The 25,175-nt window shown below is 53.2% G+C and carries 22 protein-coding genes; 16 read left to right on the top strand and 6 right to left on the bottom strand.

All coding sequences use genetic code 11. The annotated features are described in order from the left end of the window. Window positions 1–4 precede the first annotated feature (4 nt). The 3 genes from ACJJIW_RS02000 to ACJJIW_RS01990 all read left to right on the top strand — a co-directional run bounded on the left by ACJJIW_RS02000 (window position 5) and on the right by ACJJIW_RS01990 (window position 3,451). Window positions 5–1,021: an aspartate carbamoyltransferase gene (locus tag ACJJIW_RS02000; RefSeq protein WP_282934096.1), complete on the top strand. Its 1,017-nt coding sequence runs from the start codon at window positions 5–7 to the stop codon at window positions 1,019–1,021. Between the two features lie 195 nt (window positions 1,022–1,216). Next, window positions 1,217–2,623 (top strand): NfeD family protein, encoded by a 1,407-nt coding sequence (locus ACJJIW_RS01995; RefSeq protein ID WP_444936586.1) that lies wholly within the window; start codon window positions 1,217–1,219, stop codon window positions 2,621–2,623. A gap of 63 nt (window positions 2,624–2,686) precedes the next feature. Continuing rightward, window positions 2,687–3,451 (top strand): slipin family protein, encoded by a 765-nt coding sequence (locus ACJJIW_RS01990; protein ID WP_444892894.1) that lies wholly within the window; start codon window positions 2,687–2,689, stop codon window positions 3,449–3,451. Between the two features lie 62 nt (window positions 3,452–3,513). Here the strand turns inward: ACJJIW_RS01990 and pgi are convergent, their stop codons facing one another. From pgi to nhaC, 4 genes are all read right to left on the bottom strand, one after another. Then, the gene (gene pgi, locus ACJJIW_RS01985; protein ID WP_444936585.1) at window positions 3,514–5,139 is read right to left on the bottom strand and encodes a glucose-6-phosphate isomerase; all 1,626 of its coding nucleotides are present in this window, start codon (window positions 5,137–5,139) and stop codon (window positions 3,514–3,516) included. Window positions 5,140–5,459: 320 nt separating this feature from the next. Further along, entirely contained in the window at window positions 5,460–5,654 is a 195-nt protein-coding gene (locus ACJJIW_RS01980; RefSeq protein ID WP_157533369.1) for a hypothetical protein, read from the bottom strand. A gap of 464 nt (window positions 5,655–6,118) precedes the next feature. Next, entirely contained in the window at window positions 6,119–7,165 is a 1,047-nt protein-coding gene (locus ACJJIW_RS01975; protein WP_444936584.1) for a DUF3549 family protein, read from the bottom strand. A 19-nt stretch (window positions 7,166–7,184) separates the two neighbouring features. Beyond that, the gene (gene nhaC / locus ACJJIW_RS01970) at window positions 7,185–8,651 is read right to left on the bottom strand and encodes a Na+/H+ antiporter NhaC (RefSeq protein ID WP_444937341.1); all 1,467 of its coding nucleotides are present in this window, start codon (window positions 8,649–8,651) and stop codon (window positions 7,185–7,187) included. Window positions 8,652–8,964: 313 nt separating this feature from the next. Between nhaC and ACJJIW_RS01965 the strand changes: the two genes are divergently transcribed. From ACJJIW_RS01965 to ACJJIW_RS01940, 6 genes are all read left to right on the top strand, one after another. Beyond that, window positions 8,965–10,134, top strand: a complete 1,170-nt coding sequence (locus ACJJIW_RS01965; protein ID WP_444936583.1) for a 1-acyl-sn-glycerol-3-phosphate acyltransferase — start codon at window positions 8,965–8,967, stop codon at window positions 10,132–10,134. A 92-nt stretch (window positions 10,135–10,226) separates the two neighbouring features. Then, entirely contained in the window at window positions 10,227–12,362 is a 2,136-nt protein-coding gene (dinG, locus tag ACJJIW_RS01960; RefSeq protein WP_282934089.1) for an ATP-dependent DNA helicase DinG, read from the top strand. 91 nt (window positions 12,363–12,453) lie between these two features. Further along, entirely contained in the window at window positions 12,454–12,777 is a 324-nt protein-coding gene (locus tag ACJJIW_RS01955) for a YqcC family protein (RefSeq protein ID WP_282934088.1), read from the top strand. Between the two features lie 232 nt (window positions 12,778–13,009). Next, complete coding sequence (locus ACJJIW_RS01950; protein WP_282934087.1) at window positions 13,010–13,693, top strand: ATP-dependent zinc protease family protein; 684 nt, start codon at window positions 13,010–13,012, stop codon at window positions 13,691–13,693. A gap of 55 nt (window positions 13,694–13,748) precedes the next feature. Continuing rightward, window positions 13,749–15,281: an inactive transglutaminase family protein gene (locus ACJJIW_RS01945; RefSeq protein ID WP_108731979.1), complete on the top strand. Its 1,533-nt coding sequence runs from the start codon at window positions 13,749–13,751 to the stop codon at window positions 15,279–15,281. An 8-nt stretch (window positions 15,282–15,289) separates the two neighbouring features. Beyond that, window positions 15,290–16,285 (top strand): alpha-L-glutamate ligase-like protein, encoded by a 996-nt coding sequence (locus ACJJIW_RS01940; protein ID WP_444892899.1) that lies wholly within the window; start codon window positions 15,290–15,292, stop codon window positions 16,283–16,285. 59 nt (window positions 16,286–16,344) lie between these two features. Here the strand turns inward: ACJJIW_RS01940 and ACJJIW_RS01935 are convergent, their stop codons facing one another. Further along, window positions 16,345–17,508, bottom strand: coding sequence for an acyl-CoA desaturase (locus ACJJIW_RS01935; protein WP_444892900.1), 1,164 nt, complete (start codon window positions 17,506–17,508; stop codon window positions 16,345–16,347). Window positions 17,509–17,978: 470 nt separating this feature from the next. Here ACJJIW_RS01935 and ACJJIW_RS01930 point away from each other — a divergent pair, with 470 nt between their 5' ends. After that, window positions 17,979–20,018: a sensor histidine kinase gene (locus ACJJIW_RS01930; RefSeq protein ID WP_444892901.1), complete on the top strand. Its 2,040-nt coding sequence runs from the start codon at window positions 17,979–17,981 to the stop codon at window positions 20,016–20,018. A gap of 58 nt (window positions 20,019–20,076) precedes the next feature. Here ACJJIW_RS01930 and ACJJIW_RS01925 read toward each other — a convergent pair whose 3' ends face one another. Continuing rightward, window positions 20,077–20,880, bottom strand: a complete 804-nt coding sequence (locus tag ACJJIW_RS01925; RefSeq protein ID WP_282934081.1) for an inositol monophosphatase family protein — start codon at window positions 20,878–20,880, stop codon at window positions 20,077–20,079. Between the two features lie 135 nt (window positions 20,881–21,015). Here ACJJIW_RS01925 and trmJ point away from each other — a divergent pair, with 135 nt between their 5' ends. The 6 genes from trmJ to hscB all read left to right on the top strand — a co-directional run bounded on the left by trmJ (window position 21,016) and on the right by hscB (window position 25,149). Then, on the top strand, window positions 21,016–21,807 hold the full coding sequence (gene trmJ / locus ACJJIW_RS01920) for a tRNA (cytosine(32)/uridine(32)-2'-O)-methyltransferase TrmJ (RefSeq protein WP_282934080.1): 792 nt from the start codon (window positions 21,016–21,018) through the stop codon (window positions 21,805–21,807). 106 nt (window positions 21,808–21,913) lie between these two features. After that, the gene (gene iscR, locus ACJJIW_RS01915) at window positions 21,914–22,390 is read left to right on the top strand and encodes a Fe-S cluster assembly transcriptional regulator IscR (protein WP_282934079.1); all 477 of its coding nucleotides are present in this window, start codon (window positions 21,914–21,916) and stop codon (window positions 22,388–22,390) included. A gap of 62 nt (window positions 22,391–22,452) precedes the next feature. Then, on the top strand, window positions 22,453–23,667 hold the full coding sequence (locus ACJJIW_RS01910; RefSeq protein WP_444908430.1) for an IscS subfamily cysteine desulfurase: 1,215 nt from the start codon (window positions 22,453–22,455) through the stop codon (window positions 23,665–23,667). Window positions 23,668–23,694: 27 nt separating this feature from the next. Beyond that, on the top strand, window positions 23,695–24,117 hold the full coding sequence (gene iscU / locus ACJJIW_RS01905; RefSeq protein WP_108731985.1) for a Fe-S cluster assembly scaffold IscU: 423 nt from the start codon (window positions 23,695–23,697) through the stop codon (window positions 24,115–24,117). A 56-nt stretch (window positions 24,118–24,173) separates the two neighbouring features. Beyond that, window positions 24,174–24,485 (top strand): iron-sulfur cluster assembly protein IscA, encoded by a 312-nt coding sequence (iscA, locus tag ACJJIW_RS01900; protein WP_444895049.1) that lies wholly within the window; start codon window positions 24,174–24,176, stop codon window positions 24,483–24,485. A gap of 136 nt (window positions 24,486–24,621) precedes the next feature. Continuing rightward, the gene (gene hscB, locus ACJJIW_RS01895) at window positions 24,622–25,149 is read left to right on the top strand and encodes a co-chaperone HscB (RefSeq protein ID WP_413664557.1); all 528 of its coding nucleotides are present in this window, start codon (window positions 24,622–24,624) and stop codon (window positions 25,147–25,149) included. The last annotated feature ends 26 nt before the right edge of the window (window positions 25,150–25,175 follow it).

The raw sequence follows: 25,175 nt of genomic DNA, 5'->3' as shown, positions 1-25,175 counted from the left end.
AACCATGGACTTTATCGGAGCCAATATACTGTCGGTCAGCCAATTTGAGCGCGCCGACATAGAGCGCGTATTTGATGTAGCTGACGCCATGACCCCCTATGCACAGCGTGAAAAGGTAACGCGTGTATTGGAAGGGGCGATTCTCGGCAATATGTTTATGGAGCCGAGCACCCGTACTCGCCTGAGTTTTGGAGCCGCCTTTAATCTGTTGGGCGGTACTGTACGTGAAACGGTAGGAATTACTGCCAGCGCTATGGCAAAGGGCGAATCCCTTTACGACACCGCCCGAGTGCTATCGGGCTATAGCGACGTGATTTGTATGCGCCACCCAAAAGAAGGGTCGGTGGCTGAGTTTGCTGAAGCGAGTCGTGTGCCGGTGGTCAACGGCGGCGACGGCGCCAATGAACACCCCACCCAGGCACTGTTGGACCTCTACACCATTCGCAAGGAACTGGCTGCGCACGGCCGCACCCTGGATGATTTTCGTATCGCCATGATCGGCGACCTCAAGCACGGCCGCACGGTGCACTCCCTGTGCAAACTGCTGTGTTTGTTTGGCAAGGTGCAGATTACCCTGGTTTCTCCACCGGAACTGGCGATGCCGGAAATGATTGTGGAGATGCTGCGCGGGGCGGGGCACGAGGTGACGGTTACCGATCAGCTGGAATCCTCTATCTCCCATGTGGATATTGTTTACTCCACCCGTATCCAGGAAGAGCGTTTTGCCTCTCAGGAAGAGGCCAACCGCTACCGTGGGCGCTTCCGCCTGAATAAGGCTATTTTTACCCGCCACGCAGAGCCTAACACGGTAATCATGCACCCCTTGCCACGGGATTCACGGGCAGAGGCGAATGAATTGGATACCGATCTGAATGAACATCCGAGCCTGGCGATTTTCCGCCAGACCGACAATGGCTTACTGGTGCGTATGGCTCTGTTTGCCATGTTGCTGGGTGTTGAGGATCAGGTAGATAAATATTCCCGCGATGTGAACTGGTATAGCCGACGCAATCGGGTATAAAGCTACTCAACTGGGCGTAAATCCCGGTGGAAATAAACAAGGCCCCGGCTAATTCTGTTAATCTGATGGAATTAGCCGGGGTTTTTTGTTTCCGGTTTAGGGTGTCGTGAATGCTAAAGTGATTTTGCTTGTTCGCTGTGGCACTCAATATCCAAATATTGGCGTTGAGCCAGATGTCGCATCAGGGATGGATGCATGTCGAAGCAGAATTCGCCCGTTTTGTTCTTTCGCAGCCTGGTTTTCCTGGCGCTGCTGCTCAGCCTTTTTGTGTGCAAAAGTGCCGCCCAGGAAGAGCCCTTTCCCCATGTAGCCATACTCAAAATTGATGGCGCCATAGGTCCCGCGACGACTGATTATTTCAAGCGGGCCACGCAGGAGGCTGTGGACCAGGGCGCTGAGTTGGTGATTCTGCACCTGGATACTCCTGGGGGGTTGGATGCTGCCTCACGGGATATTATCCAGCATATCCTTGCGTCTCCAATCCCTATTGCCACCTACGTTTACCCCTCTGGTGCGCGCGCCGCAAGTGCGGGAACTTATATTCTCTATGCCAGCCAGATCGCCGCTATGGCTCCTGCTACCACCTTGGGAGCGGCTACTCCAGTGCAGATTGGCGGACCTCAGGGCACACCTATGCCGGGAGGAAAGCAGGAGGAAGAGAAAAAAGAAAAGGCGGAAGACGGTGAGGATGAAGAAAAAGAAAAACCGCTTGCGGGAACGGCCATGGAGCGCAAAGTCGTTAATGACTCTGTCGCGTTTATCCGAGGGTTGGCACAGCGCCATGGGCGCAATGCAGACTGGGCGGAAAAAGCTGTACGCGAAGCAGCGACCCTGACAGCTCCGGAAGCGTTAAAAATGAATGTTATCGATATTGTTGCGGATAATGATGACGATTTATTGCGCCAGGTTGCCGGTCGAAAAGTATTGCTCGATACCGGTGATTATACGATTCCGGAAAATATTGCCGAGTTGCAAAGTGAAAGTTACGAGCCGGATTGGCGCAATGAATTACTGGCCCTGATTACCAATCCTCAAGTGGCCTATATTTTGTTATTGGTGGGTATTTATGGGCTTATTTTTGAGGGTTATAGCCCCGGTGCTTTTGTTCCCGGGATTGTTGGTGTTATCTGCCTGCTTCTGGCATTTTATGCCTTACAAGTTTTACCGATTAATTACGCTGGTCTTGCATTAATTATTGTTGGCGCATTGCTGATTGTGGCAGAGGTTTTTATGCCGAGTTTCGGCGCCTTGGGGATCGGCGGAATTATTGCATTGGTGATTGGCTCTGTAATGCTTATTGATAGTGATGTGCCGGGAATGCAGGTTTCCAAACAGCTGATTGGGGCTATTGCCGGTGTAAGTGGTGTCTTTTTATTGATGTTGTTGACCGCTGTTGGACGCAGTTTACGCCAGCCGAAAGTCCCGGCAGACCAGGCTTTTGTTGGACGCTCTGCAGTGGTAAGTGAAGTTAAGGGTGCAGAGATCTTGGTACATCTCGATGGAGAGATTTGGCAGGCGACCTGTAACCAGCCTCTGAAGGTGGGTCAGAAAGTTAGAGTAGTGGCCCAACACGGTATGGTTTTACGGGTAGAGGTGGAATAGGTAGGGCAATCAATTGAGCTAATGACAGCGCTCAACAGTTAAGGTGGGATTAAGGAGAGTCCAATGATGCTCAGTTATTTTTTTGGGATACTGGTAGTCGCACTCATACTGCTACTGATGTATGCCATTCGTATTTTGCGGGAGTATGAGCGCGCGGTGGTATTTTTCCTGGGGCGTTTCCAAACAGTGAAAGGGCCAGGACTGATTATAATCATTCCCATTGTTCAAACTATGGAGCGCGTGGATCTGCGCACTGTGGTTATGGACGTGCCCACCCAGGATGTTATCAGCAGGGATAATGTCTCAGTTAAAGTCAACGCAGTGGTTTATTACCGGGTGATTAATCCACAGTCTGCAATTATTAATGTGGAATTTTATCACGAGGCTGTAAGTCAGTTAGCGCAAACCACATTGCGGTCGGTACTGGGTAAGCACGAGCTGGATGAGATGTTATGTGAGCGAGACAAGCTTAATGTGGATATCCAAAAAATACTCGATGAGCAAACAGATGCCTGGGGTGTAAAAGTTACTAATGTAGAGATTAAACATATCGATCTTGATGAAAGTATGGTGCGTGCTATCGCACAGCAGGCAGAGGCGGAGCGCGCGCGGCGGGCTAAAGTTATACACGCAGAGGGGGAGGCGCAGGCGGCTTTAAAGCTGACTGAAGCAGCAAATCAATTATCGCAAAATGCCAACGCGATTACTTTGCGCTATATGCAAACCATGATTGATATTGCCGGCGCAAATAACAGCTCTACAATTGTATTTCCGTTGCCTCTGGATCTAATTGAGCCAATGCTGAAGCGGGGCTCTGCATCCAGTTAACGATGCCCTTAACAAAGATAAAAAAAAGGCCGCACTAATTAGTGCGGCCTTTTTTGTAGAGTTTAGAGCAGCTTTTTCATCAGGCTGCGGGTTGAACTATCCCAGTCATCCTGAGGAATCTCACCCTTGGCAGCCTTATGAATTTTTGAACTCAACTGCTTACCAAGTTCGACGCCCCACTGATCAAAGGGGTTGATCCCCAGCAGACAGCCGCCAACGTAGACCTTGTGCTCGTACAGTGCCAGGAGCGAGCCCAGGTGGAAAGGATCTAACTTTTCCAGAATCAGGGTGTTGCTGGAGCGATTACCAGGAATCACTTTATGTGGGGCCAGGGCGTGGGCCTCACGATGAGTGTGACCAGCTTCTTCCAGCTCCTGGCGGGCCTCATGCAGGCTTTTGCCTCGCAGTAGCGCCTGGCTCTGGCTAATACAACAGGCCTGCAGCCAGCGGTGCTGTTCAAGAAGTTCAGACGTCGGTTCCTTGACCGCGATAAAGTCTGCTGGAATAAGGTCGGTTCCCTGATGCAATAATTGGTGGAAAGAGTGTTGGCCGTTTGTACCTTCACTGCCCCAGATAACGCTGCCGCTGGGGTAGCCCAGCGCCTGCCCGTCCTTGTCGACACTTTTACCCAGGCTCTCCATATCCAGCTGCTGTAACCAGGCTGGGAATCGGGCCAGGCGCTGCGCGTAGGGCAGCACGACGTGGCTTGTCGTATTCCAGCACTGGCGGTACCAGAACTGGGTCAACGCCATCAGTAGGGGTAGATTGGATTCCAGTGGAGCAGTGGCGAAGTGCTGGTCCATTGCATTGGCGCCTTGCAGAAGCTGTTCAAAAACTTCATAGCCACAAGCGAGAACTATGGGCAGGCCGATTGCAGACCAGAGTGAGTAGCGACCACCCACCCAATCCCACATTGGGAAAATATTCTCAGGAGCAATTCCGAAATCCTGAGCAGCAGTAATATTACTGCTCACCGCAACAAAGTGTTTGGCCAACTGTGACTCATCGCAACCGGCAGACAATATCCAGCGACGTGCAGACAGCGCATTTTCACGGGTTTCCAAAGTAGAAAAGGATTTGGAAGCAATCACAAAAAGGGTTTCTTCCGCATCGATACCTGCCAGGGTATCACTAAGGTCTGCACCATCGATATTTGATACAAAGTGCACATCGATAGAGTCTTTGTGCCAAGGGCTGAGGGCCTCTACCGCCATGCGCGGACCCAGGTCGGAACCACCGATACCGATATTCACGATATGGCGGATCGGTTTATCTGAGAAGCTGCGCCAGCTATGGTTGTGTACCGACTCGGCAAACTGTTTCATTTGCTCGCGGCAATCTTTTACCGCGCGCTCTTGTTCAGTTTTCGGTTGCCCCTGAAATCGCAGTGCGGTGTGTAGGGCAGGGCGGTGTTCGGTATTGTTGACAATGGCCCCGTTCACTAGCGCAGTAATTTGGTTGTTTAGACCCTGCTCTTCTGCATATTCCAACAGCAACTTAATGGTGTCTTCACGCAAGTGGTTCTTACTGTAATCCAGATAGATTCCGGCTGCGTCTGAGCTGAACTTATCTGTCCTTTGGGGATCCGTTGCAAACAGCTCTCTCAAGGACCACTTATGTTGGTCAAAATGGGACTTCAACCGTGAGATTGCCGCTACACGGCTTAAAGCCAGGGTTTCACTAGTCATGGTATTCGGTTTGTTCTCTTCTGAGCCTTTTTATTGCCACTTGGCTAAAACGTACACAAATCAAATTTTATTTATTATTTCTGGGCGGCAATGCTAACGGCATTTTCTTTGCCGGGCCAGCGCCGCAGACATCACAGTCTATTACAGGGAGTGTTTCGAGATAAGGAACTGTGTGGGGAAAGACAAATGCCGCTCGTTAGAGCGGCATTTTGTGGTGATCCATACTAAATAAGGCTTTGTAAATCGGGTGTCTGTCAGCAGTGATTGGGTCAAACCTTCATTTAGTATGAATCACCACGCTGTCGGGCAAGAAAAAGATTTTACTTGACCACCTTCATGCAGCGCACTCTGTCGGAAGCCATCCAGCAGTCGGCATCTGCAGGACAAGCCATGGATAGAGGAATTTGTTCAGCGCCGGGTGGGCAGTAAGCTGGAGGTGCCGGAGGGCTACAGCAACCTGCAAGAACCAGTGCACTGATAATTCCAATTAAGTACTTGGCTGGAGTGAAATTCATCCCCTAACTCCTTTCCGTTGATGTTAGCCATTAGCATAGCCAATAAAACGTCACCTGTTGGTCAGCTTTGTAAAATCTGTTCTACAAAGGTACCGCCTATTTGAGTGTAATAGGCGTTGGGTTTAAATGTCTGTCAATGATCAAGTTATGAAAAGAGGTGCGCCAATTTATTTTAAAAAACTACTTAAATAAGGGGGTTTTTAAAAAATGTGGTTTGTGCCGACCATTTTTTATGGTGAATTTCGGTTATTTAATCTACGCGCTGAAACCGATCGCGCCAATTTTGAGGTGGGCCTTAAAAATTATTATTGTGGCTGATAATGTCGTTTTATGGGTTGGGGATTTTTTTGCGATGCAAAGAAAATGGTTTCACGAGTAAGGGTTTTTTCTATTAAAAATTCTTACTCGTGAAAGTAGCTTTAATGGATGGGGGGAGCACCAGCAGAGGCGTTATCAATTAGTCGTCAGTGTGTCGGTTTGGGGCCATGCAAAAAATTGCCAAAGGCTATTGCGAGACTTTCCTTTCTTGCCGGGTCACGCATAGCACTCAATAGGGCGATTCGCACTTTCGGAATGAACATTAAGTCGGAAAGCAGTAAGTTAAAAGTCTGCTGGTCAGCGGCATCGGCTAGTTTGCCAACCCACTGTGCGGCCAGTTCCTGCTCTTCCAAATCTTGGATGCAGCGACTGCCTATTGCGGCCAGGACTTCTTTATTCTGGTTGCTGGCATCTTCAGCCAAAAGTGACTGTATAAATGCCTGTTGCAATCCTTTGGCTGGTGAGTGAGAGATCCCCCTGATAGCAGCAGCGACCACTGATATATCCGGTGTGCTTGCCGCCAGTTCTTGCTCTGCTCGCTCAATAATGGCTGTCGCAAGACGGTGGTCGACCGGCTGGTTTTCCAGGCAATGGCAAAGGTTAATAAAAACCGGAGCTGCGACTTTGCCAATCTGGCGCATTAACAAAGTGCTTTCTTTTTCCCAGCGCACGGCCAAGTCGGCGATCCCTTGCAGCGCGAGGTTGTCCCAGCGGTGATTTTCCGGGTCGCCAAAATAGCGCAGGACAGGCTCGTAATGTTCGCTGGGCTGGCGGCCCAGCAGAAGCGCTGTTTGGGAGTGGAATGCTGCCTGCCGCTCAGTTGACGGGGTAAACAGCAAGCCACTTTGCTGCAGTAGCTGGTCTAGCTGCGCTGCAGATTCAGAAGCGGGTCCCTGCTTGAGTTCCTGTGCCAGAGCGCGAAGCAATCCATCTCGGGCTTGAAGTTGCAGCTTGCCCTGCTCGTCCAGCGGAAATCGCAGGAACCAGACGATGGGTTCACCGCCTTCGGCTGGTTGCAGCAGCAGGCCCGTCCAGGCCTGGCGCAAGTATGGGTGTGGCCAGGGAGTCAGGCCTGCTTCGAAGGATGCCGCAGTGGATTTCGAAACCGACTGCAAGCGCCGGCCCAGATCGAACCAGCGCAATTTGAAATCAGCCTGCTCGATCAGGGCGCTTAGGGTACCGCTTTCACTCATAGGGGTTTTGTCTATTTCCTTAAGATGCCGTAGCCGCTACAGAAATGGGCTTCTGTTTAAAGTGCAGCCAGCCATAGGCGATCGCCAACAGAGGGCAGATAATATTGAATAGGGCAAAAGGTAAATACTCCCAGGTAGCAATACCCAGCGTTGCCGCCATAAAGGCACCACAAGTATTCCAGGGAATCAGCACAGAGGTGATGGTGCCGGAATCCTCGAGGGTGCGAGACAAGTTAAGCCCGTGTAGGCCCTTTTCCTTGAAGGCTTCGCGGAACATACGGCCCGGAATAATAATCGCCATGTACTGATCGCCTGCGGCCAGGTTCATTCCAAAGCAGGTGAAGACGGTGGCAGTTACCAGGCCGCCCACTGTTTTAACCAGTGACAAAACTCCCTGGACGATGACCTGTAGGAATCCGGCCCGCTCCATAGCGCCGCCGAAGGCCATGGCGGAGGTGATCAGCCATACGGTGTTGAGCATGCTGCTCATACCACCTTTGGACAGCAATGCAGCCACGTTCTCGTTGGTGGAAGTGGACTTATAGCCGTCGAACAGACTGTACCAAGCGCCCTTCAGGGGGGCTAAAGCACCTTCACCACCACCGAGTCGACGGGCGGCTTCCGGTTCGAAAATCAGTGCGATGGCACAGCCAACCAGGGAGCCGATGATCAATGTTGGGAAAGCGGGGACTTTGCGCCAAGCCATTGCTAGCAACAAGATCAAAGGCAGCAGGCTAACCAGGGAAATTTTGAACTCACTGCTAAGCGCGGTGAGCAATGATTCGATATCAGTTGCGGAGGCAGAACTGGCTTCAGAGGTAAAACCCAGGAAAGCGAAAACCGCCAGGGCGATCACGAAGGCCGGGATCGCTGTGGACATCATATGACGAATATGCTGGAACAGGTCATTGGATGTTACCGCTGCGGCCACGTTGGTAGTGTCAGATAGCGGAGACATCTTATCGCCGAAGTAGGCGCCAGAGATTACGGCTCCGGCAGTGACCTCAAGGGATAGGCCCAGCGCGCCGGCAATTCCCATCAGTGCCACACCCAAGGTGCCCGCTGTGGTCCAGCTGGAGCCAATACTCAGTCCTACTACGGCACAAATAATACAGCTGGCGGCGTAGAACCACTGTGGCGACAGAATCTGCACGCCGTAATAGATCATTGAAGGCACTGTGCCGGCCAGAATCCAGCTACCGATAAGTGCACCTACAGACAGTAGGATCAGAATAGCGCCAAATACCAGGCCAATGCCATGGAGCATCCCACCTTCCATGTCGTTCCAGCTGTGTCCGTTCTTCATCCCCATTAGGGCCACAACGCAGGCACAGAGCAGTAGCGCTATTTGATTGGGACCGTAGGAGGAGTCTGCACCGTAGAAATATACGGATAGTGACAACAGGGCGACGAGAATCCCGAGAGGGATCAGGGCGTCCGTTAAGCTGGGAGCGCGCGGCTCTGAGCTGGGGGTAGATTGAGACAAGGTGAACTCCTGCTTGACTGCGTGGCTAGCGCCGTATTCGTTATCGTTGTTTTGCCGTCGGCGGCGGTTAATAGCCTTATTCTCATAGCTTGGGGCGGTGAAGTCCACTTTGTATCATCGCACTATCCATGCATTTTGGCGTTGACCTGGTCGTCGAAACCGGATTTATCACTGCGGTCAACTATCTGGTCGGGTCCAGTGCTGGCAGTTCGTCGACGCTTCCGGTATGTTCTGCGCCCAGTAGTCCCGGCTGATCCAGCCGCAAAATAAATAAGTGCGGGCCGTCTGAGGCAGGCCCGACAGGTAGTATTTCATGAGAGCAAGTGAGTTAGACCCCTCTCAATTCGAGGATATGCGCCCCTATCGCGATGATGAAGTGCGCGAGGTTATCAAAAGGCTAATTGCCGACCCGGAAATGTCCCATGCAGCTGCGCATTTCCTTGTCCCCAAACTGGCTCAGCTGGAGGGCGCCGTCGCCTGGCTGGTGCGTCAGTTTCTGCGCTTTGAACTCCGCAATGTTCGCAACGTGCGGGATCTTCAAGAGATTGTCGGCAAATATATGGAGAAGGTGATCAAGCGCACCACCTCCGGCCTGAGCATTTCTGGTCTGGACACCCTGCCCAGGGATCGCGCCTGCCTGTTTGTCAGCAATCACCGTGACATCGCTATGGACCCGGCGCTGATGATTCAGGCGATGTTCCGCGAAGGGCATGAGACCTCCCGCATTGCGATTGGAGACAACCTGCTCAGCAAGCAGTTTGCCAGCGACCTGATGAAGTTGAACAAGTGCTTCACCGTGGTGCGCAGCTCTGGCAGTCGTCGGGAAAAGCTGCAGGCAGCAACCCAGTTGTCCAATTACATCTATCACTCCATCGTCAACGATAACGAGCATGTGTGGATCGCACAGCGTTCCGGGCGCGCCAAAGATGGTCTGGATCGCACCAATCCTGCGCTCTGTGCCATGTTCGCCATGACTAAGGACCGGAAAACTCCCTTTGCCGATTTTTGGCGCAAGTTGCACATTGTTCCGGTGTCTATTTCCTACGAATGGGACCCCTGTGATGCACAGAAGGCCAAGGAAATTTACGTTACCGAGCACAAGGACGAGTACAAGAAGGGTAAAAACGAGGACTTGGCCTCGATTGGTAAGGGCATTGTCGGTCACAAAGGCCGTGTACATGCCGCCTTCGGCACGCCGATTGAAGGTGATTTTAACGATGTAAACAGCCTGGCTGAAGAAATAGATCGCCAGGTTATCGGCAACTACACATTGCATCCATCCAATATGATTGCCTACGAGATGGTTTACGGTGAGGTTCCGCAATTACCGGTGGGATATCCGGCTAAAGCCTGGGACCCCGCTGCACATAAAGAAGAGCGGGAGAAGTTTGAAGCGCGCATGGCTCGGGTCGATGAGCGCTGGCGCGACAAGGCTATTCAGGCCTACGCCAATCCTGTGGTATCTCGCCTCGCCTATGAGTAAGGCCCGCTGAGTTCAGAAGCTGGTGGGGAGAGGGCGCTTAGTAGATAATAGCGCCCCCTGCGCCAGCCACTTAGCGAATAGACCTCACCCCCGTGCTCAACGAAAAACACAAAAGCGCCATTCAGGGCGCCTATAGCCAATTTCTGTCCGGCCGAGGGCTGAAAGCCCGCTATGGGCAGAAGCTGATGGTAGCCGCCATTGCCCGCTCACTGGGTTCCATCACCCAGAATGCCAGTGGTGAGCGCGATAGCGACAAGACTGATGGCGAGCATATCTGTGTAGTTGAAGCGGGTACGGGTACCGGTAAAACCGTTGCTTACCTTCTCGCCTCTATTCCCCTGGCCCAGGCCCAGGACAAGACCCTGGTGATATCCACCGCCACGGTGGCCCTGCAGGAACAGATTATCCACAAGGACCTGCCAGAAGTTGCTCGTCACAGCGGGCTCAAATTTGAGTTTGCCCTGGCGAAGGGCCGTGGCCGCTATCTCTGCCTATCCAAGTTGGATCAACTCTTGTCCAGCTTTTCTGCCTCCGGCACTGGCCTTTCCCTTGGTCTCTATGAAGATGAGCTCCCGCAGGTGGAAGCGGAGAGTGTCGCTCTCTACCAGAAGATGACGGATAGCCTGACATCGGGTACCTGGGATGGCGATCGGGATAACTGGCCGGATACGATCGAGACGGATGATTGGAGTCGGGTTACCACTGACCATCGCCAGTGCAGTGGCCGCCGCTGCCCCCATGTCACCAATTGCAGTTTCTTCCGAGCGCGAGAGAGCCTGGGCAAGACCCAGGTGATCGTTGCTAACCACGACCTGTTGCTGGCGGACCTGGCCCTGGGTGGTGGTGCAATTCTTCCGCCCCCGGAAGAGACTATCTATGTACTTGATGAAGCCCACCATCTACCGGAAAAGGCTCTCAATCATTTCTCTCACCACAGTCGCGTAGGGGCTTCCACCGGTTGGTTGGATCAAACCAATAAGGCCCTGGGGCAGATGCTGGGTGAGATTGGTGACGGCGCCCAGATCGACCGCTGCGGCGAGCAGCTGCCGGCGGTTCTCACCTCTGCCAAGCAGGGGTTGGAGCAGATGTGGCCGCTGATTGAAGAGCTGTGTGAATTTGAAGATGAGCGGGGCAATACCATCCGCCATCGCTTTGAAGGTGGGGTAATCCCCGATTCCATGTCGCAGCTGGCGGAAAAGCTGCGGGAAGACTTTGATGAGTTGGAAAGCCTGCTCAGTAAGATGTTGCAGACCGCCCAACGCATGATGGAGGACGGCCACTCGCCGGTACCCCTGGCAGATCTGGAGCGCTGGTACCCCCAGTTGGGCAGTTGGCATGGGCGCGCTGAGGCCAATCTTCTGTTGTGGGCGAATTACGCCCGTGCCGATGCTGATGGCGCATTGCCCCAGGCGCGCTGGGTCACCCTGGTGGACTGGGGCGGCTCCACAGATTTTGAGGTTTGCAGCTCACCGATACTCGCAGGCAAAACCCTGGAGTACAGCTTGTGGCGCCGCTGTTACGGCGCGGTACTGACTTCGGCCACACTCACAGCACTGGGGAAATTTGATCGTTTGCAAATGCGTGCCGGTACTCCAGACAATGCCAGCTATCAGGTGGTGCCGAGTCCTTTCGACTTTTCCCGTGCAACACTGCAAGTGCCCCCGGAAGCTGTGGATGCGGGCAATGCAGAGCAACACACAGACGCCATTATCGATGCGTTGCCAGACCTGCTGAAAGGGGAGGGTGGCGCTCTGGTACTGTTTTCCTCCCGGCGCCAGATGGAGACGGTTTACGAGGCGCTCCCTGGTACCTGGCGCAACCGAATTCTGATGCAGGGGCAGCAATCCCGCCAGCAGTTGCTGGATAGCCACCGTGAGATTATCGATGGCGGCGGCAGCAGTATCCTGTTCGGGCTTGCGAGTTTTGCCGAAGGGTTGGATTTGCCTGGTGACTACTGCCGCCACGTGGTGATTGCGAAACTGCCTTTCGCGGTGCCCGATGACCCGATTGAGGCGGCGCTGGCGGAGTGGATTGAAGCTAAGGGCGGCAATCCATTTATGCAAATCACAGTGCCAGATGCAGCCCTAAAATTGGTGCAGGCCTGCGGGCGCTTACTGCGGGCAGAAGGGGACAGCGGCACAGTCACCTTGCTGGATCGCCGGGTGGTTACCCGTCGCTATGGTCAGGCAATACTGAACTCACTGCCGCCCTTTAATCGAAAAATTTAGAAAATCTTTGGTCGTATTTGCGCTGTTACTCAGATTGGGCAGGTGGCTATTGCGTATTATCACGGCTGTAAATGTGAAGGTTCTATGAGTTATGCAACCTATTTATTCTGAAATCGCTGATCAGCTCCTGTTCCTTGAATCCGAACTGCGCAGCCTGCAGGTTTGGCAGGATAATGCGCCGCCCGCAGAAGCCCTGGCCAGCACTGAGCCATTCTGTGTGGATACATTGACCTTGCCCCAGTGGCTTCAATTTATTTTTTTGCCGCGTATGCAGGTCCTGATTGAAGGGGAGATGCCCCTACCGGGCCAGTGTGGTATTGCTCCGGTTGCCGAGGAGTTCTTCAAGGGGCGGGATGATGCTGCGGCACTGCTGGCTATTTTGGAAACTATCGACCAGCGCCTGCAGCAGGGCTAACCGGCTTCTGATTCCATGAGCCCAGTGCTCCCAATCACTCTGGGCGGCATGTCACATTGTTAGTGTTGAGTCCCGCGACTCGGCGGACATCGCTGTGCAGTGGCCGCGCTCATGAGCTAATATCGACCTTTTGCCTGAGGCGGGGAGCAATTTCTCCGTCAGATAAGCGAACACCGCGCGTTTGTAGCGGTCCGAATGGCATTGCTAATGGGGCTTGAGGTAATTGGTTGGTATGCAGAGATTTTCCCTTCTGTGGTTAATGTTGACGCTTTCGGTGCTCGCCGGTTGTGAGTCACTGATGTATCCGGGGCGGGACAGGGCCGCTCAACCAGCGGAAGTTGCACCACCGGTAGAATCACCAGATTCTGCAATGCAGTGCCCAGAGCCTGCGGAAGTGATTTGTGCGGAACCGGAAGTGAAGGTTGTTGAGCGGGTAATCGAACGAACTGTAGAAAAAGTAGTCGAAGTGCCCGTTGCCAAAGATAAGTTGGTTTTGGGATCGGTAGAAGAAGTGGCCATAGAGCCTCCCGGCTTGATTCTGGAATCCGTTGTCGATACAGGTTCACCAACCTCCACACTGCGGGTCAGGAAGCTGACTCCGTTCGAGCGGGATGGCAGGGACTGGGTCAGGTTCCAGATTGTTCAGTCGAGCAAAATGGACCCGGTCTCAGTAGAGCTGCCGATAAAACGCCATGTCCGAGTGGAGCGCCTGGGTTTTGATAATCAGCGCAGGCCGGTAGTGGAGCTTAACCTGACTGTTGGGCGTATAACCCACCAAGTCGAAGTTAACCTGACCGATGAGGGCGGCTCTGATTTATTGATGCTGCTGGGACGCAACTTCCTCAAAGATGCCGCTGTTGTCGATGTGAGCCGGCGCAATGTCCAGGGCCAACCCCAAATAGACGGGGTTAAATAGGCCAGTTATCCAATTGGGTTCCTAATTGGGACCTCAGAGTTACGGGGAATGGCGAATGTCGCCGCGTGTCCAAGTTTATGTAATTGCGGCGTTACTCGCATTGGTAGGAGCAGGCCTGACCGCCTATAAAAACCTCGAGCTGGGTTTTCCGCTATTGCCGGGTGAGTACCGCACCGTGTGGACCATCGAAGCAAAAGTGGGTTTCGATGCCGATGGTGGTCCAGTAAAGGCCGCACTGACCCTCCCGCGTGAGCAGCGCAATATGGAAATACTGGGAGAGACCTTCAGCTCCTCCGGTTTTGGTTTCTATATCGCGAGAGAAGATGATGCCTATAGGGCCATTTGGTCTCGCCGGGCTGCAAGAGGCCCCCAATCTCTCTTCTATCAGCTGGATGTTTACCAGCGTCCCGGTGCCGCGCTGGCGCAGCCTCTGGATCTGAGCACTGAGATACAAAAACCCTTCCTTGGGGCCCGTGAGCAAGAAGCGGTGCGCTTGGCGATTTACTCCCTGGTTGAGCAGGCCCGTGAGCGCTCTTCCGATGTGGAATCTCTAACTACCCAGTTACTATTCGAACTGAATGACGATGAGAATCAGGATCGCAACCTGATCTTCCGCCATTACGCCGACCGCTCTTTTGTGGATGTTGCTTTGCTTGTACTGGCGACAGCCGATATCCCCGCCCACCGTATTCGCGGCCTCTACCTGGAGGATGATCGACGTCGACTATCTCCAGAAGATCTGCTTGAGGTCTATGATGGCAAGCGTTGGATCGTGTTTGAGCCCAGTAGTGGCCAGCCTGGTGTGCCGGAAAATTTCTTTATTTGGCAGCGCGGCGGCAAGAGTCTTTTGGATCTTGAGGGCGGTCGTAACTCTCAAGTGACTTTCTCTGTGATTGCCAATGATGTCCCAGCTCGCGATGTCTCTATGCGCAGTACCAAGGATGAGAAAGATGCGCTGGTGGATTTCTCGATCTACAGTTTGCCCATTGAGCAGCAGAGTATTTTCAAGCTGATCCTGCTGGTGCCTGTGGGGGCCCTGGTGGTGGTGCTGCTGCGTGTATTTGTGGGCCTGCGCACCTCCGGTACCTTTATGCCGGTACTTCTGGCAATTGCCTTTATCGAAACCCAGCTGATTACCGGTTTAGCCATTTTTACTTTGATCCTGATCCTCGGCCTTTGGGTGAGGTTCTATCTCAGTAGGCTCAATTTGCTATTGGTGTCGAGGATCGCCGCCGTCGTGGTGACGGTGGTGATAATAATGGGGGCAATCAGTGTGGTCAGCTATAAGCTGGGCATTGAGCAGGCTCTCACAGTGACATTCTTCCCAATGATTATCCTTGCCTGGACTATCGAGCGTATGTCGATTGTGTGGGAGGAGGATGGCCCCTACGAAGTGGTGGTGCAGTCCGGGGGTAGCTTATTAGTGGCGATACTGGCTTGGTGGGTAATGACCAACCGCTATATTGAGCATTGGACGTTCAACTTCCCCGAGTTACTGTTGGTATTGCTGGCCTTTATTCTGGTGGTTGGCAACTACACCGGATATCGACTCAGTGAGTTGATGCGTTTCCGTCCGCTGGTTCGCTAGGGGGCGTTATGCTGCAATTTTCAGTTAAGCATATCTTCAATAAAGTTCGCGGCGGAGTGGTATCTCCGCTGACCCTGCGCCGCATGGGGGTGTTGGGGATGAATGCGCGTAATATTGACTATATTGCGCGCTATAACGATCGCAAAAAATATCCCATCGTCGACGACAAGTTAAACACTAAGCGCGCGGCTAAAAAAGCGGGAATTCCTGTGCCTGAGTTGATCGAGGCATTTGAAAGCCCTGCCAGCCGCAAGCGAGTTATGGAGGTGATTGACCCTCTATGGCAGTTTGTAATCAAGCCAGCACGAGGCTCGGGTGGTAAAGGTATTCTCGTTATTGCCGGTCGCAATGGCGACAAATATAAAAAGATATCCGGTGCTGAAATTGATGCGCTGGATATCTTGCGGCACGTGAGCAATATTCACAGCGGCCTATACAGTCTCGGTGGCAAACCCGACAGGGTGATGGTAGAGGCCCTGGTGGACTTTGACCCGGTCTTCGATCGCTACTCTGTTGAGGGTGTGCCTGATGTGCGGGTTATTGTTTTTCGCGGTTATCCGGTGATGGCCATGCTGCGCTGCTCAACCCACGCCTCAGATGGTAAAGCCAATTTGCACCAGGGCGCTGTAGGTGTTGGTATCGACCTGGCCACGGGCAAAAGTTGCCATGCGGTAATGCGCGGGTTGCGAATTGACCAGCACCCGGATACTGAAGTGCCTTTCGATGCATTGCAGGTACCAGGTTGGTACGAGTTGGTCCGCTTGGCGGCAAGCTGTTACGAAATGACTGGGCTGGGTTATTTAGGCTGTGACATTGTCCTGGATCGTGAACGTGGCCCCCTCTTATTGGAGGCTAATGCGCGCCCGGGATTGGCAATCCAAATCGCCAATGGTGTTGGCTTGCGCGAGCGCTTGGGCTTTATCGAAAAATTTGATGAAGAAATGTTCAGGAAAAATGTGGATGAACGGGTGGCATTTTCCATGCGCAAATTTGCCAGCGACTAGGAAAGTCCGCTAATAGTTTATCGATTTTATTATCTTGCAAAGCAATACTTATTGCCTGGTTAGGGGGTGGTCGCCCCTTCGGTTAGTCGAATTTTTTCAATTAGAGTTTTTAGCCGCTTTCCTTGCATTTTGAGTCCATATTCAAGTTCTTGGATTTTCGTTTGGATCGAAGTGAGTTCCCACTCGCTGGGTGGCTGACCATGTTTTTCTCCATGGCGTAAAAATTGAAGGGATTTCCACTTCTTCAATAACTTGGCGAATCCACGAGCCTCACTTTCCAGAATCTCTTGCCAGCTCTCTTTATCTTTAATCTTTTCAATTTTCTCCCTGGCTTGTTTGAAAAGCTGCTCTACCTTTACTTTTTGGATCTGAATAGGTGGAGCAACCCTTAAATTATAGGTGAGTCCAATAAGGCTCAATGATTTGATCAACCATTTGGTAGGGTCATACTGGAACCAGCGAATACCACTTCGATAATCTATCTGAAAGGTGTGGTGATAATTGTGATAACCCTCGCCAAATACAAATAGGTTGAGGAAAGCGTTATCTCTTGCGCTGATTGATCCCTTATAGGGGCGCCGGCCCCATAAATGCCCAAATGAGTTAATCATAAAAGTAGTGTGATGATTAACCACAAGGCGCAATACTCCGGCCAGCAAAACCATACCGAGAACGTCTCCAGTAATGATCCCCAAGATTATAGGTAGGCCAAGGTTCATGGCGATAATGATGGGAACATAGTTATTGTGTTGCCACATTACCAACTTGTCCCTTTGAAGATCCTTAACATTTTTGTAATCGAGATAACTGCTGGGATATTCGTGCATCATCCAGTCCATATGGGAGAACCAGAAGCCGCGCCCTGCTGAATAGGGGTCTCGATTGTTATCGTCGATAAATTGGTGATGGTATCTATGGCTTGCACACCAATTTAAAGTGGTGTTTTGCATGGCTGCCGCACTGAATAAAATAAATAAAAGTCGAATTGACCAGTGGGCTTCGTAGCTTTTGTGTGACCACAACCTGTGATTTCCTGCTGCTATAGAAAAGCTGCAAAGTGCACCAAAAATGGCAAATGCAAGCCATTGATACCAGTGGTACCCGTAGACAAATCCATAAATCGGTACTGCGGTAAGTGCTAACAAACCTGTGCTGGCAAATAAAATTGTGGGAATCCAAAAACGTTTTCGCTGATTGCTGGAACTTAGAGGAGTTGCGTTCATAGCAGGCCCCCTTTATTGAGGATTGCCCATGACTATTTTGAGGTAGGGGTGGAAGTATTTCCTTTGGCCAGATTTTACTTTTTCTTCGTAGCTTTTCACTTGAATGCATTGTTTTGGTGCATTTTGGCCATCTGAAGGATCGCATTGGTTCGCTATTCCACAGAAGCGCTGGAGTATGAAAGCTAAGGCCTTAAAAAACGCTGTTTTAAAAGTTGGCATAAGGGTTGCATTGGTAAATGTGCGGGGCAAAGGACCCGCATTTCGGGAGAGTTTCTTAGGGTTATGGCAAACCATTAACACTGGGTGACTTCCCGTTTTCTCTCATCATCGCTGATTACGGCCCCGCATTGCGGGGCCTTTTTTTTGCCCGCACTTTGCGCAAAGCTCATAATGCTTTAGTTTAGGGTCTCCCAAGGCGTTCCCAAATTTGACGGCCCCGGGAGAGAGGCTCTCTTTTATGGCAAGGATGCATGAGCCAGGTAATTAATGAGCTAATTTCGATAGTCGAGCCCTGTGTGTCAGAGTCACTAACCCCAAATCCGTCCAGCGCAGTGTTCCACTTGGCAACCAGCGATGAGCTCTCTTCTTTGGATGCATCTCGTCTGTCTCGTCATACCGCTTCTTTGCAAGATTTGTTTTTAGATTCAGATTACGGATTGTGGGAGTGGCATCCGGATTCCGGTGCCCAGCGTGCTCAGGGTGAAATTTGGCTCCTGTTTGCAGAAACTGCAGAACTCTCTTTGACTTCCCTGTGGACGGGTGATGAATTGCGTTCGGTTCACTCTGATGAGCGGGATCGAATTATCACTGTGCGGCGTCGTCTTACCAACAAAGGTGGACACTTCGATACTACTTTTCGGGCCTACGATAGTCTCGGTCAATTGCGCTGGCTGCGATTGCGGGGACGCGCAATAAACCTCGAGGATGACAGTGGGTTTGTTGTGATTGGAAGTTGCGCTGACTTCACTGAAACCTTGGCCCAGCGCTACCTATCCAACCTGCCTGGCGAGCGCCCCTTACAAACACTGTCTGGAGTTGGCGATGGTTTATGGGAGTGGGATCTACGCGCAGATGAAATGGTACTTGATGATGCCTGCTGGGGGATTCTGGGTTACGAAGTGAGCCCGATACGCAGTATCGGTATTTCAGCTGCGGAGCAGTGGAAGGCTCGAATTTTAGCGGAGGACTTCCCTCGGGTTGAGCAGTCCATGCGGGATCATGTGCGCGAGGGGTTGCCGCTCGATGTGGAATTTCGCATCTGGCGTTCGGATAACAGTGTGGTTTGGGTTCGCTGCCGCGGCAAGGCCCAATTAAATAGTCGCGGTCAGCCGGTGCGGGTGTTGGGAGTTTTACAAGATGTCAGCCGCAGCCGGGAAAGACTTTCGCAAATGGAGCGGGAGCTGGAGTTGCAGCGGGAGGAAAATGCGCATCGGGCAGATTTATTATTTAGCCTGAGTCATGAATTACGCACACCACTTAATGCAATTTTAGGTTACAGCCAAATTGTCGAGTTAGATCAGAGCCTCAACGCAGACCAGCGTCAGCGCTTATCAGAAATTCGTCGCGCGGGGCAGCATTTATTGCATTTGGTCGGCGATGTATTGGAGCTGGCCAGAATTGACAGTAGGCGTTTGGGCCCCTCGATGGAATTGATTCGTCCGGCCGATTTGGTTGCAGAATGTAAACGTTTACTCGAGCCCCTAGCTGAAACCCGTCGCGTAAGTTTGATGTTTGAACCTCTTGGCTGGGAGTCCGCTTATATTTGTGCGGACCCGGTGCGCTATAAGCAAGTCGTATTGAACCTGGCGGGCAACGCAGTGAAATACAATCGCGAAAATGGCCGTGTCATCATTAATTTTACGCCGCAGGCCGATGGTTGGTTGAGGCTGAATATTTTGGATACCGGCAAGGGGATTGCCGCAGAGAGACGCAAAGAAGTTTTTGAGCCCTTTAACCGTTTGGGGGAGGAAAAAGGGCATATCGAGGGTACGGGCGTCGGTCTTGCAATTGCCAAGCGTCTGGCTGAGGCGATGGGGGGGCGGATCGATTTTGACAGTCAGGAAGGGCAGGGCTCAGTATTTTGGGTTGAATTCCCGATGGTCGATGCAGCGGAATCTTTCTTGTCATTTGGAAATGCTGTTGACGCCCCATCAACATTGCCCGATTGTAGTTTGCTGCTAGTCGATAACCGTCCTGAAAGTGTGGCCAGGGTGGAAAAACTATTGCAGGGAGCACCGCAAGTACAGCTTTCTGTGGCCGCAGATGTTGTTGAAGCCATATTTATGGCGCGTACCCAAGCGCCGGATGTACTGTTGTTTCCCAATGCCTTGCGGGGAATGTCAGTTGGGGATTTGGTAAGTATCCTCAAGCAGGGTCAAGTCACTCAAAAAACCTGTTTGGTGGTTATGGGAGGAGAGGCTTCCTCGGGGGTGACAACCGCTTTGCCAGATAACTTTGATCGAGCGCAGCTTGCGCGAGTTTTGGTGGAGTGTTTGACGGGGAAGAGGTGAACTGGACTTTTGGAATCAGCACCCCGGCATCTTATTTGCCGGAGTGCCGTTCAGGCTCTTAGCGTATGTGCCCCATATGTTTGCCCACGATTTTCACCAGGGGCTTAAATACTTTTGGAGTGGCGCAGACCAGGTGGCCGGAATCCAGGTAGTCTTCACCGCCGCGGAAGTCGCTGATCAGGCCGCCGGCCTCTTTGACTAGCAGGGAGCCCGCTGCGATATCCCAGGTGTTCAGGTACATTTCCCAGAAGCCGTCGAATCGCCCGGCAGCAACATAGGCAAGATCCAGCGCTGCAGCGCCGGGGCGGCGGATTCCCGCAGTTTGCCCAGCGATATCTTTTAGGGCGGCCAGGTAGGCGTCGATGTTATCCAGCGGCAGGCCGTTGAAGGGAATGCCGGTGCCAATCAGAGAGCCGCGCATGCCCTGGCGTGAAGAGACGCGGATACGGCGGCCATTCAGGGCAGCGCCGCGACCGCGACTTGCGGTAAATTCTTCGCGTTTGATGGGGTCCAGTACGACTGCGTGCTCAATGCGGCCGCGATAGCGACAGGCGATAGAAACAGCGAACTGTGGGACGCCGTGGATAAAATTGGTGGTGCCATCGAGGGGGTCGATAATCCACTCGTAGTCGGGCTCTGCGCCCTCTTGCAGGCCGCTCTCTTCAGCGCGGATGCTGTGCTTGGGGTAGGCCTTGCGCAGGTGATAGATAATCTCCTGTTCGCTGGCCTTATCCACTTCAGTAACGAAATCGTTGCGCGTCTTTTCTTCGAATTTCATCAGGTCGCCGCGCTCCCAGGCCCGTTCGATCAGTTCTCCTGCCTTACGCGCCGCGCGCAGGGCAATATTTAGCATGGGTTCCATAACTATTCCGCACAAAGTGGTTAAAGGGGTTAAAAAGCAGGCCGCAGGTTAACTGCGACGGACGCGATTGTAGGGATTCCGATTGGTTTTTGCTACACTCGCGCGCCCCCATGACACCGATTTATTACTTTCAGTATGGCCAAGTCACCTTTAGACACGACTCCACTTGCTGCACTCGACAATGTGCGCGTGGTTCTGGTTAACAGCGCACACCCCGGAAATATTGGTGGTGCGGCGCGCGCGCTCAAGAATATGGGCCTGAGTCAGCTGTACCTGGTAGCGCCTCGGGAATTTCCTGCAGCCAATGCTGTTTGGCGTGCAGCCGGGGCAGCTGAGCTGCTCGATAGTGCCGTTGTGGTGGATACCCTGGAAGAAGCCGTGGCTGATTGTGGCCTTGTTGTGGCCACCAGCGCTCGCGAGCGCCGAATCCCTTGGCCCCTGCTGACCCCGCGCCAGTGTGGAGAGCGTACCGTCGCCGAGGCCACGTCTCATCCGGTTGCTTTGGTGTTTGGCCGCGAGGATCGAGGGCTTACCAACGAAGAGTTACAGGCCTGTAACTACCATGTGCATATTCCTGCCAACCCGGAATACAGCTCCCTGAACCTGGCGACTGCTGTTCAGGTACTTGCCTACGAAGTGCGTATGGCGGCCCTGGAAGCGGAAAAGGGCGAGCCAGTGAATTACACCGATTGGGATCGTCCACCGGCCAAGGCCAGCGATATGGAGTTGTACTTCGATCACCTGCAGCAGGCGCTGGGCGAGCTGGGCTTTATTGACCCGGATAACCCCCGCCAAACAATGACCCGCCTGCGCCGACTGTATAGTCGGGTGCGCCCCGATGATATGGAGCTGGGTATCCTGCGCGGTATGTTGACCTCAATCCAGAATTACATTCATCGCTCTGGTGGTAAGGGGCGACCCGACTAGTTGAGTACCCGAGTGTCCCGCTGGGTTATATACTTGACTACAGTAGTGGGTTATTCCATACTCGCGCCCCGATCGGAAAAGGGCTGTACATCAGTTGGGAGCTGATATGCGTTTGACAACCAAAGGCCGCTACGCGGTGACTGCCATGCTGGACCTGGCGTTGCACGCTGATCGCGGACCGATCAGTCTGGCAGACATATCCAAGCGCCAGGGTATATCGCTGTCCTACCTGGAGCAGCTGTTCTCCCGGTTGCGGCATTCTGGGCTGGTGTCCAGTGTGCGCGGGCCCGGCGGTGGTTATCGCCTGGCGCGGGATGGTGAAGAGATTTTTGTGGCGCAGATCATTGATGCGGTCAATGAGTCTGTAGATGCCACCAGCTGCGGCGGCAATGCGGATTGCGCCAATGGCGAACAGTGCCTGACCCACTACCTCTGGTCAGACTTGAGCGATCAGATTCATAGCTTCCTCAGCAGTATCAGCTTGGCCAACCTGGTTTCCCGAGCTGAGGTGCAGGAAGTTGCGCGTCGGCAAGATATGCGCGAGGCGCCGGAAGAGAGGGTCGCTGTACTCGGCGGCCTGTGATTGGGGCCCAAACGGGCCAGCAGACAGATATTAGAGATTTACTAAGCGGAAACGGTATGACTATGAAGCTTCCCATCTATCTGGACTATTCGGCTACCTGTCCGGTTGACCCACGCGTCGCCAAGAAAATGGCAGAGCAGCTGACGATGGAAGGCAATTTCGGCAATCCGGCCTCTCGTTCCCACCTGTTTGGATGGAAAGCGGAAGAAGCAGTGGAGAATGCCCGACGCCAAGTGGCGGAGCTGATCAACGCCGATCCGCGGGAAATTGTCTGGACCAGCGGTGCCACCGAGTCCGACAACCTGGGTATCAAGGGTGCGGCCCACTTTTACCAGAGTCGCGGCAAGCACATCATTACCTCCAAAATTGAGCACAAAGCAGTTTTGGATACCTGTCGCCAGCTGGAGCGGGAAGGTTTTGAAGTGACCTACCTGAATCCCCGCGAAGACGGCATCGTCTATCCGGAGCAGGTTGAGGAAGCCATGCGTGAGGACACCACTGTGGTGAGCCTGATGCACGTTAACAACGAGATCGGGGTGATCAACGATATCGCTGCGATCGGCGAACTGTGTCGCTCTCGCAAAGTTATTTTCCATGTGGACGCGGCCCAGAGCGCCGGCAAGTTGCCGATCGACCTTCAGGAAATGAAAGTTGACCTGATGTCCTTCTCCGGCCACAAAATTTACGGCCCCAAAGGTATCGGTGCCCTTTACGTACGCCGCAAGCCCCGCGTCCGTCTGGAAGCCCAGATGCACGGTGGCGGCCACGAGCGCGGTATGCGCTCCGGTACCCTGCCGACTCACCAGATTGTCGGTATGGGCGAAGCCTTTGGTATTGCTAAAGAAGAAATGGCTCAGGAAGCCGAGCGTCTGCGCTCTCTGCGCGACCGCTTCTGGGATCAGATCAAGGATATGGAAGAGGTCCATATCAACGGTTCCGCCGAGCAACGAATTCCGGGCAACCTGAACGTGAGCTTTGCGTTTGTAGAAGGTGAGAGCCTGATCATGTCGCTGCGCGACCTGGCGATCTCCTCCGGTTCCGCCTGTACCTCTGCGAGCCTGGAGCCCAGTTACGTACTGCGAGCCCTGGGTGTTAACGACGAACTGGCGCACAGCTCACTGCGCTTCAGCTTTGGTCGCTTTACCAGCGAGAGTGATGTCGACACCGCTGCCGCAGAAGTGCGCAAGGCAGTGGAGAAACTACGTGAATTGTCACCGCTTTGGGATATGTACAAAGACGGCGTAGACCTGAACAAGATTGAATGGGCCGCTCACTAAGCGCGCGCAAGAGTTAGGAGAAAAGTCATGGCCTATAGCGATAAAGTAATTGACCACTACGAGCACCCCCGCAATGTTGGACGTATGGACGACAAGGCGGACAATGTAGGTACCGGTATGGTGGGCGCGCCCGCCTGTGGTGACGTGATGCGCCTACAGATTCAGGTAAGCGACGAGGGCGTTATCGAAGACGCCAAGTTCAAGACCTACGGCTGTGGTTCCGCCATTGCCTCCAGCTCCCTCCTGACCGAGTGGGTGAAAGGCAAGACGATCGACGAAGCGGAGCAGATCAAGAACACTGCCATTGCAGAGGAGCTGGCGCTGCCGCCGGTAAAAATCCACTGCTCGGTTCTCGCCGAAGACGCGATTAAAGCTGCGGTTCGCGATATCCGCGAAAAGCGCGGTGAGTCCGATGACGCTGTAGAAGCCAAGGAATCTGCGGCGGGTTAACTTCTCGTCCAAATGTAGCGTCCAAACATAGCGAAGGTGTTATTTTGGCTATTAGTATGACCGAGGCCGCTGAGGCCCACATTCAAAGTCAATTGGCCAAGCGAGGCAAGGGAATCGGCATTCGTGTCGGTGTCAAAACGGCCGGCTGTTCCGGTCTCGCCTATGTGCTGGAGTTTGTCGATTCGTTCGAAGCCGAAGATACGGTATTTGAGCAAAACGGCGTTAAGTTGGTGGTGGACCCCAAGAGTCTGGTTTACCTCGACGGCACCCAGCTGGATTTCGTCAAGGAAGGCCTGAACGAAGGCTTCACCTTCTCGAATCCCAATGTAAAAAATGAGTGTGGCTGCGGCGAGAGTTTCCACGTCTGATTCGCTCTCGCCCCACAAGGCCGGGTGCGCTGCGCATACCGGCCTTTTTATTGGCTCCTCGGACAGTTGGGGGCCGTGCAGCAGTAAGCGGCAACTTCAGCCGCGTCCCAGGCTGTGCCCCAGTAGGTATATTCAGATGGCAACCAACCTGAACCATTTCGAAGTTTTTGGTCTGCAACCCGCGTTCGCGGTCGATCGCAGTGCCCTTGCGACCCGCTACCGGGAATTACAGCGGGAATTCCACCCGGACAAATACGCTTCCCATTCCGAGGGCGAACAATTGTTGGCCATCAAAATGGCGGCTCAGATCAATGAGGCGCACACCGTTTTGCGCGACCCGGTACAGCGCGCCGCCTACCTACTCAAGTTGGCCGGGGTAGATGTGCCACCTGAGCAGACCACCAAAGATACTGAATTTCTGATGCAGCAGATGATGTTGCGCGAGCGCCTGGAAGAAGTGCGTGAGCAGCCCGATCCGGCAGCTGCGCTGGATGAGCTCAGTGCTGAGGCGCGGGGGCTGATCTCCAATGAGGAACAGCGCTTTGCCGAAACTTATGACGGGGGCGATCTGGGCGCAGCAGAGGACTCGCTGCGCAAGCTTCAGTTCCTGGCCAAGCTTGAGAAACAAATTGACGAGCTGGAAGAAGACCTTTTCAACGACTAGTTGCGAGAGCACTGACTGAGAGGGCC

The organism is Microbulbifer maximicatervae (SeqCode) (assembly GCF_052467815.1).
This window is presented reverse-complemented; position numbering and strand designations above follow the sequence as displayed.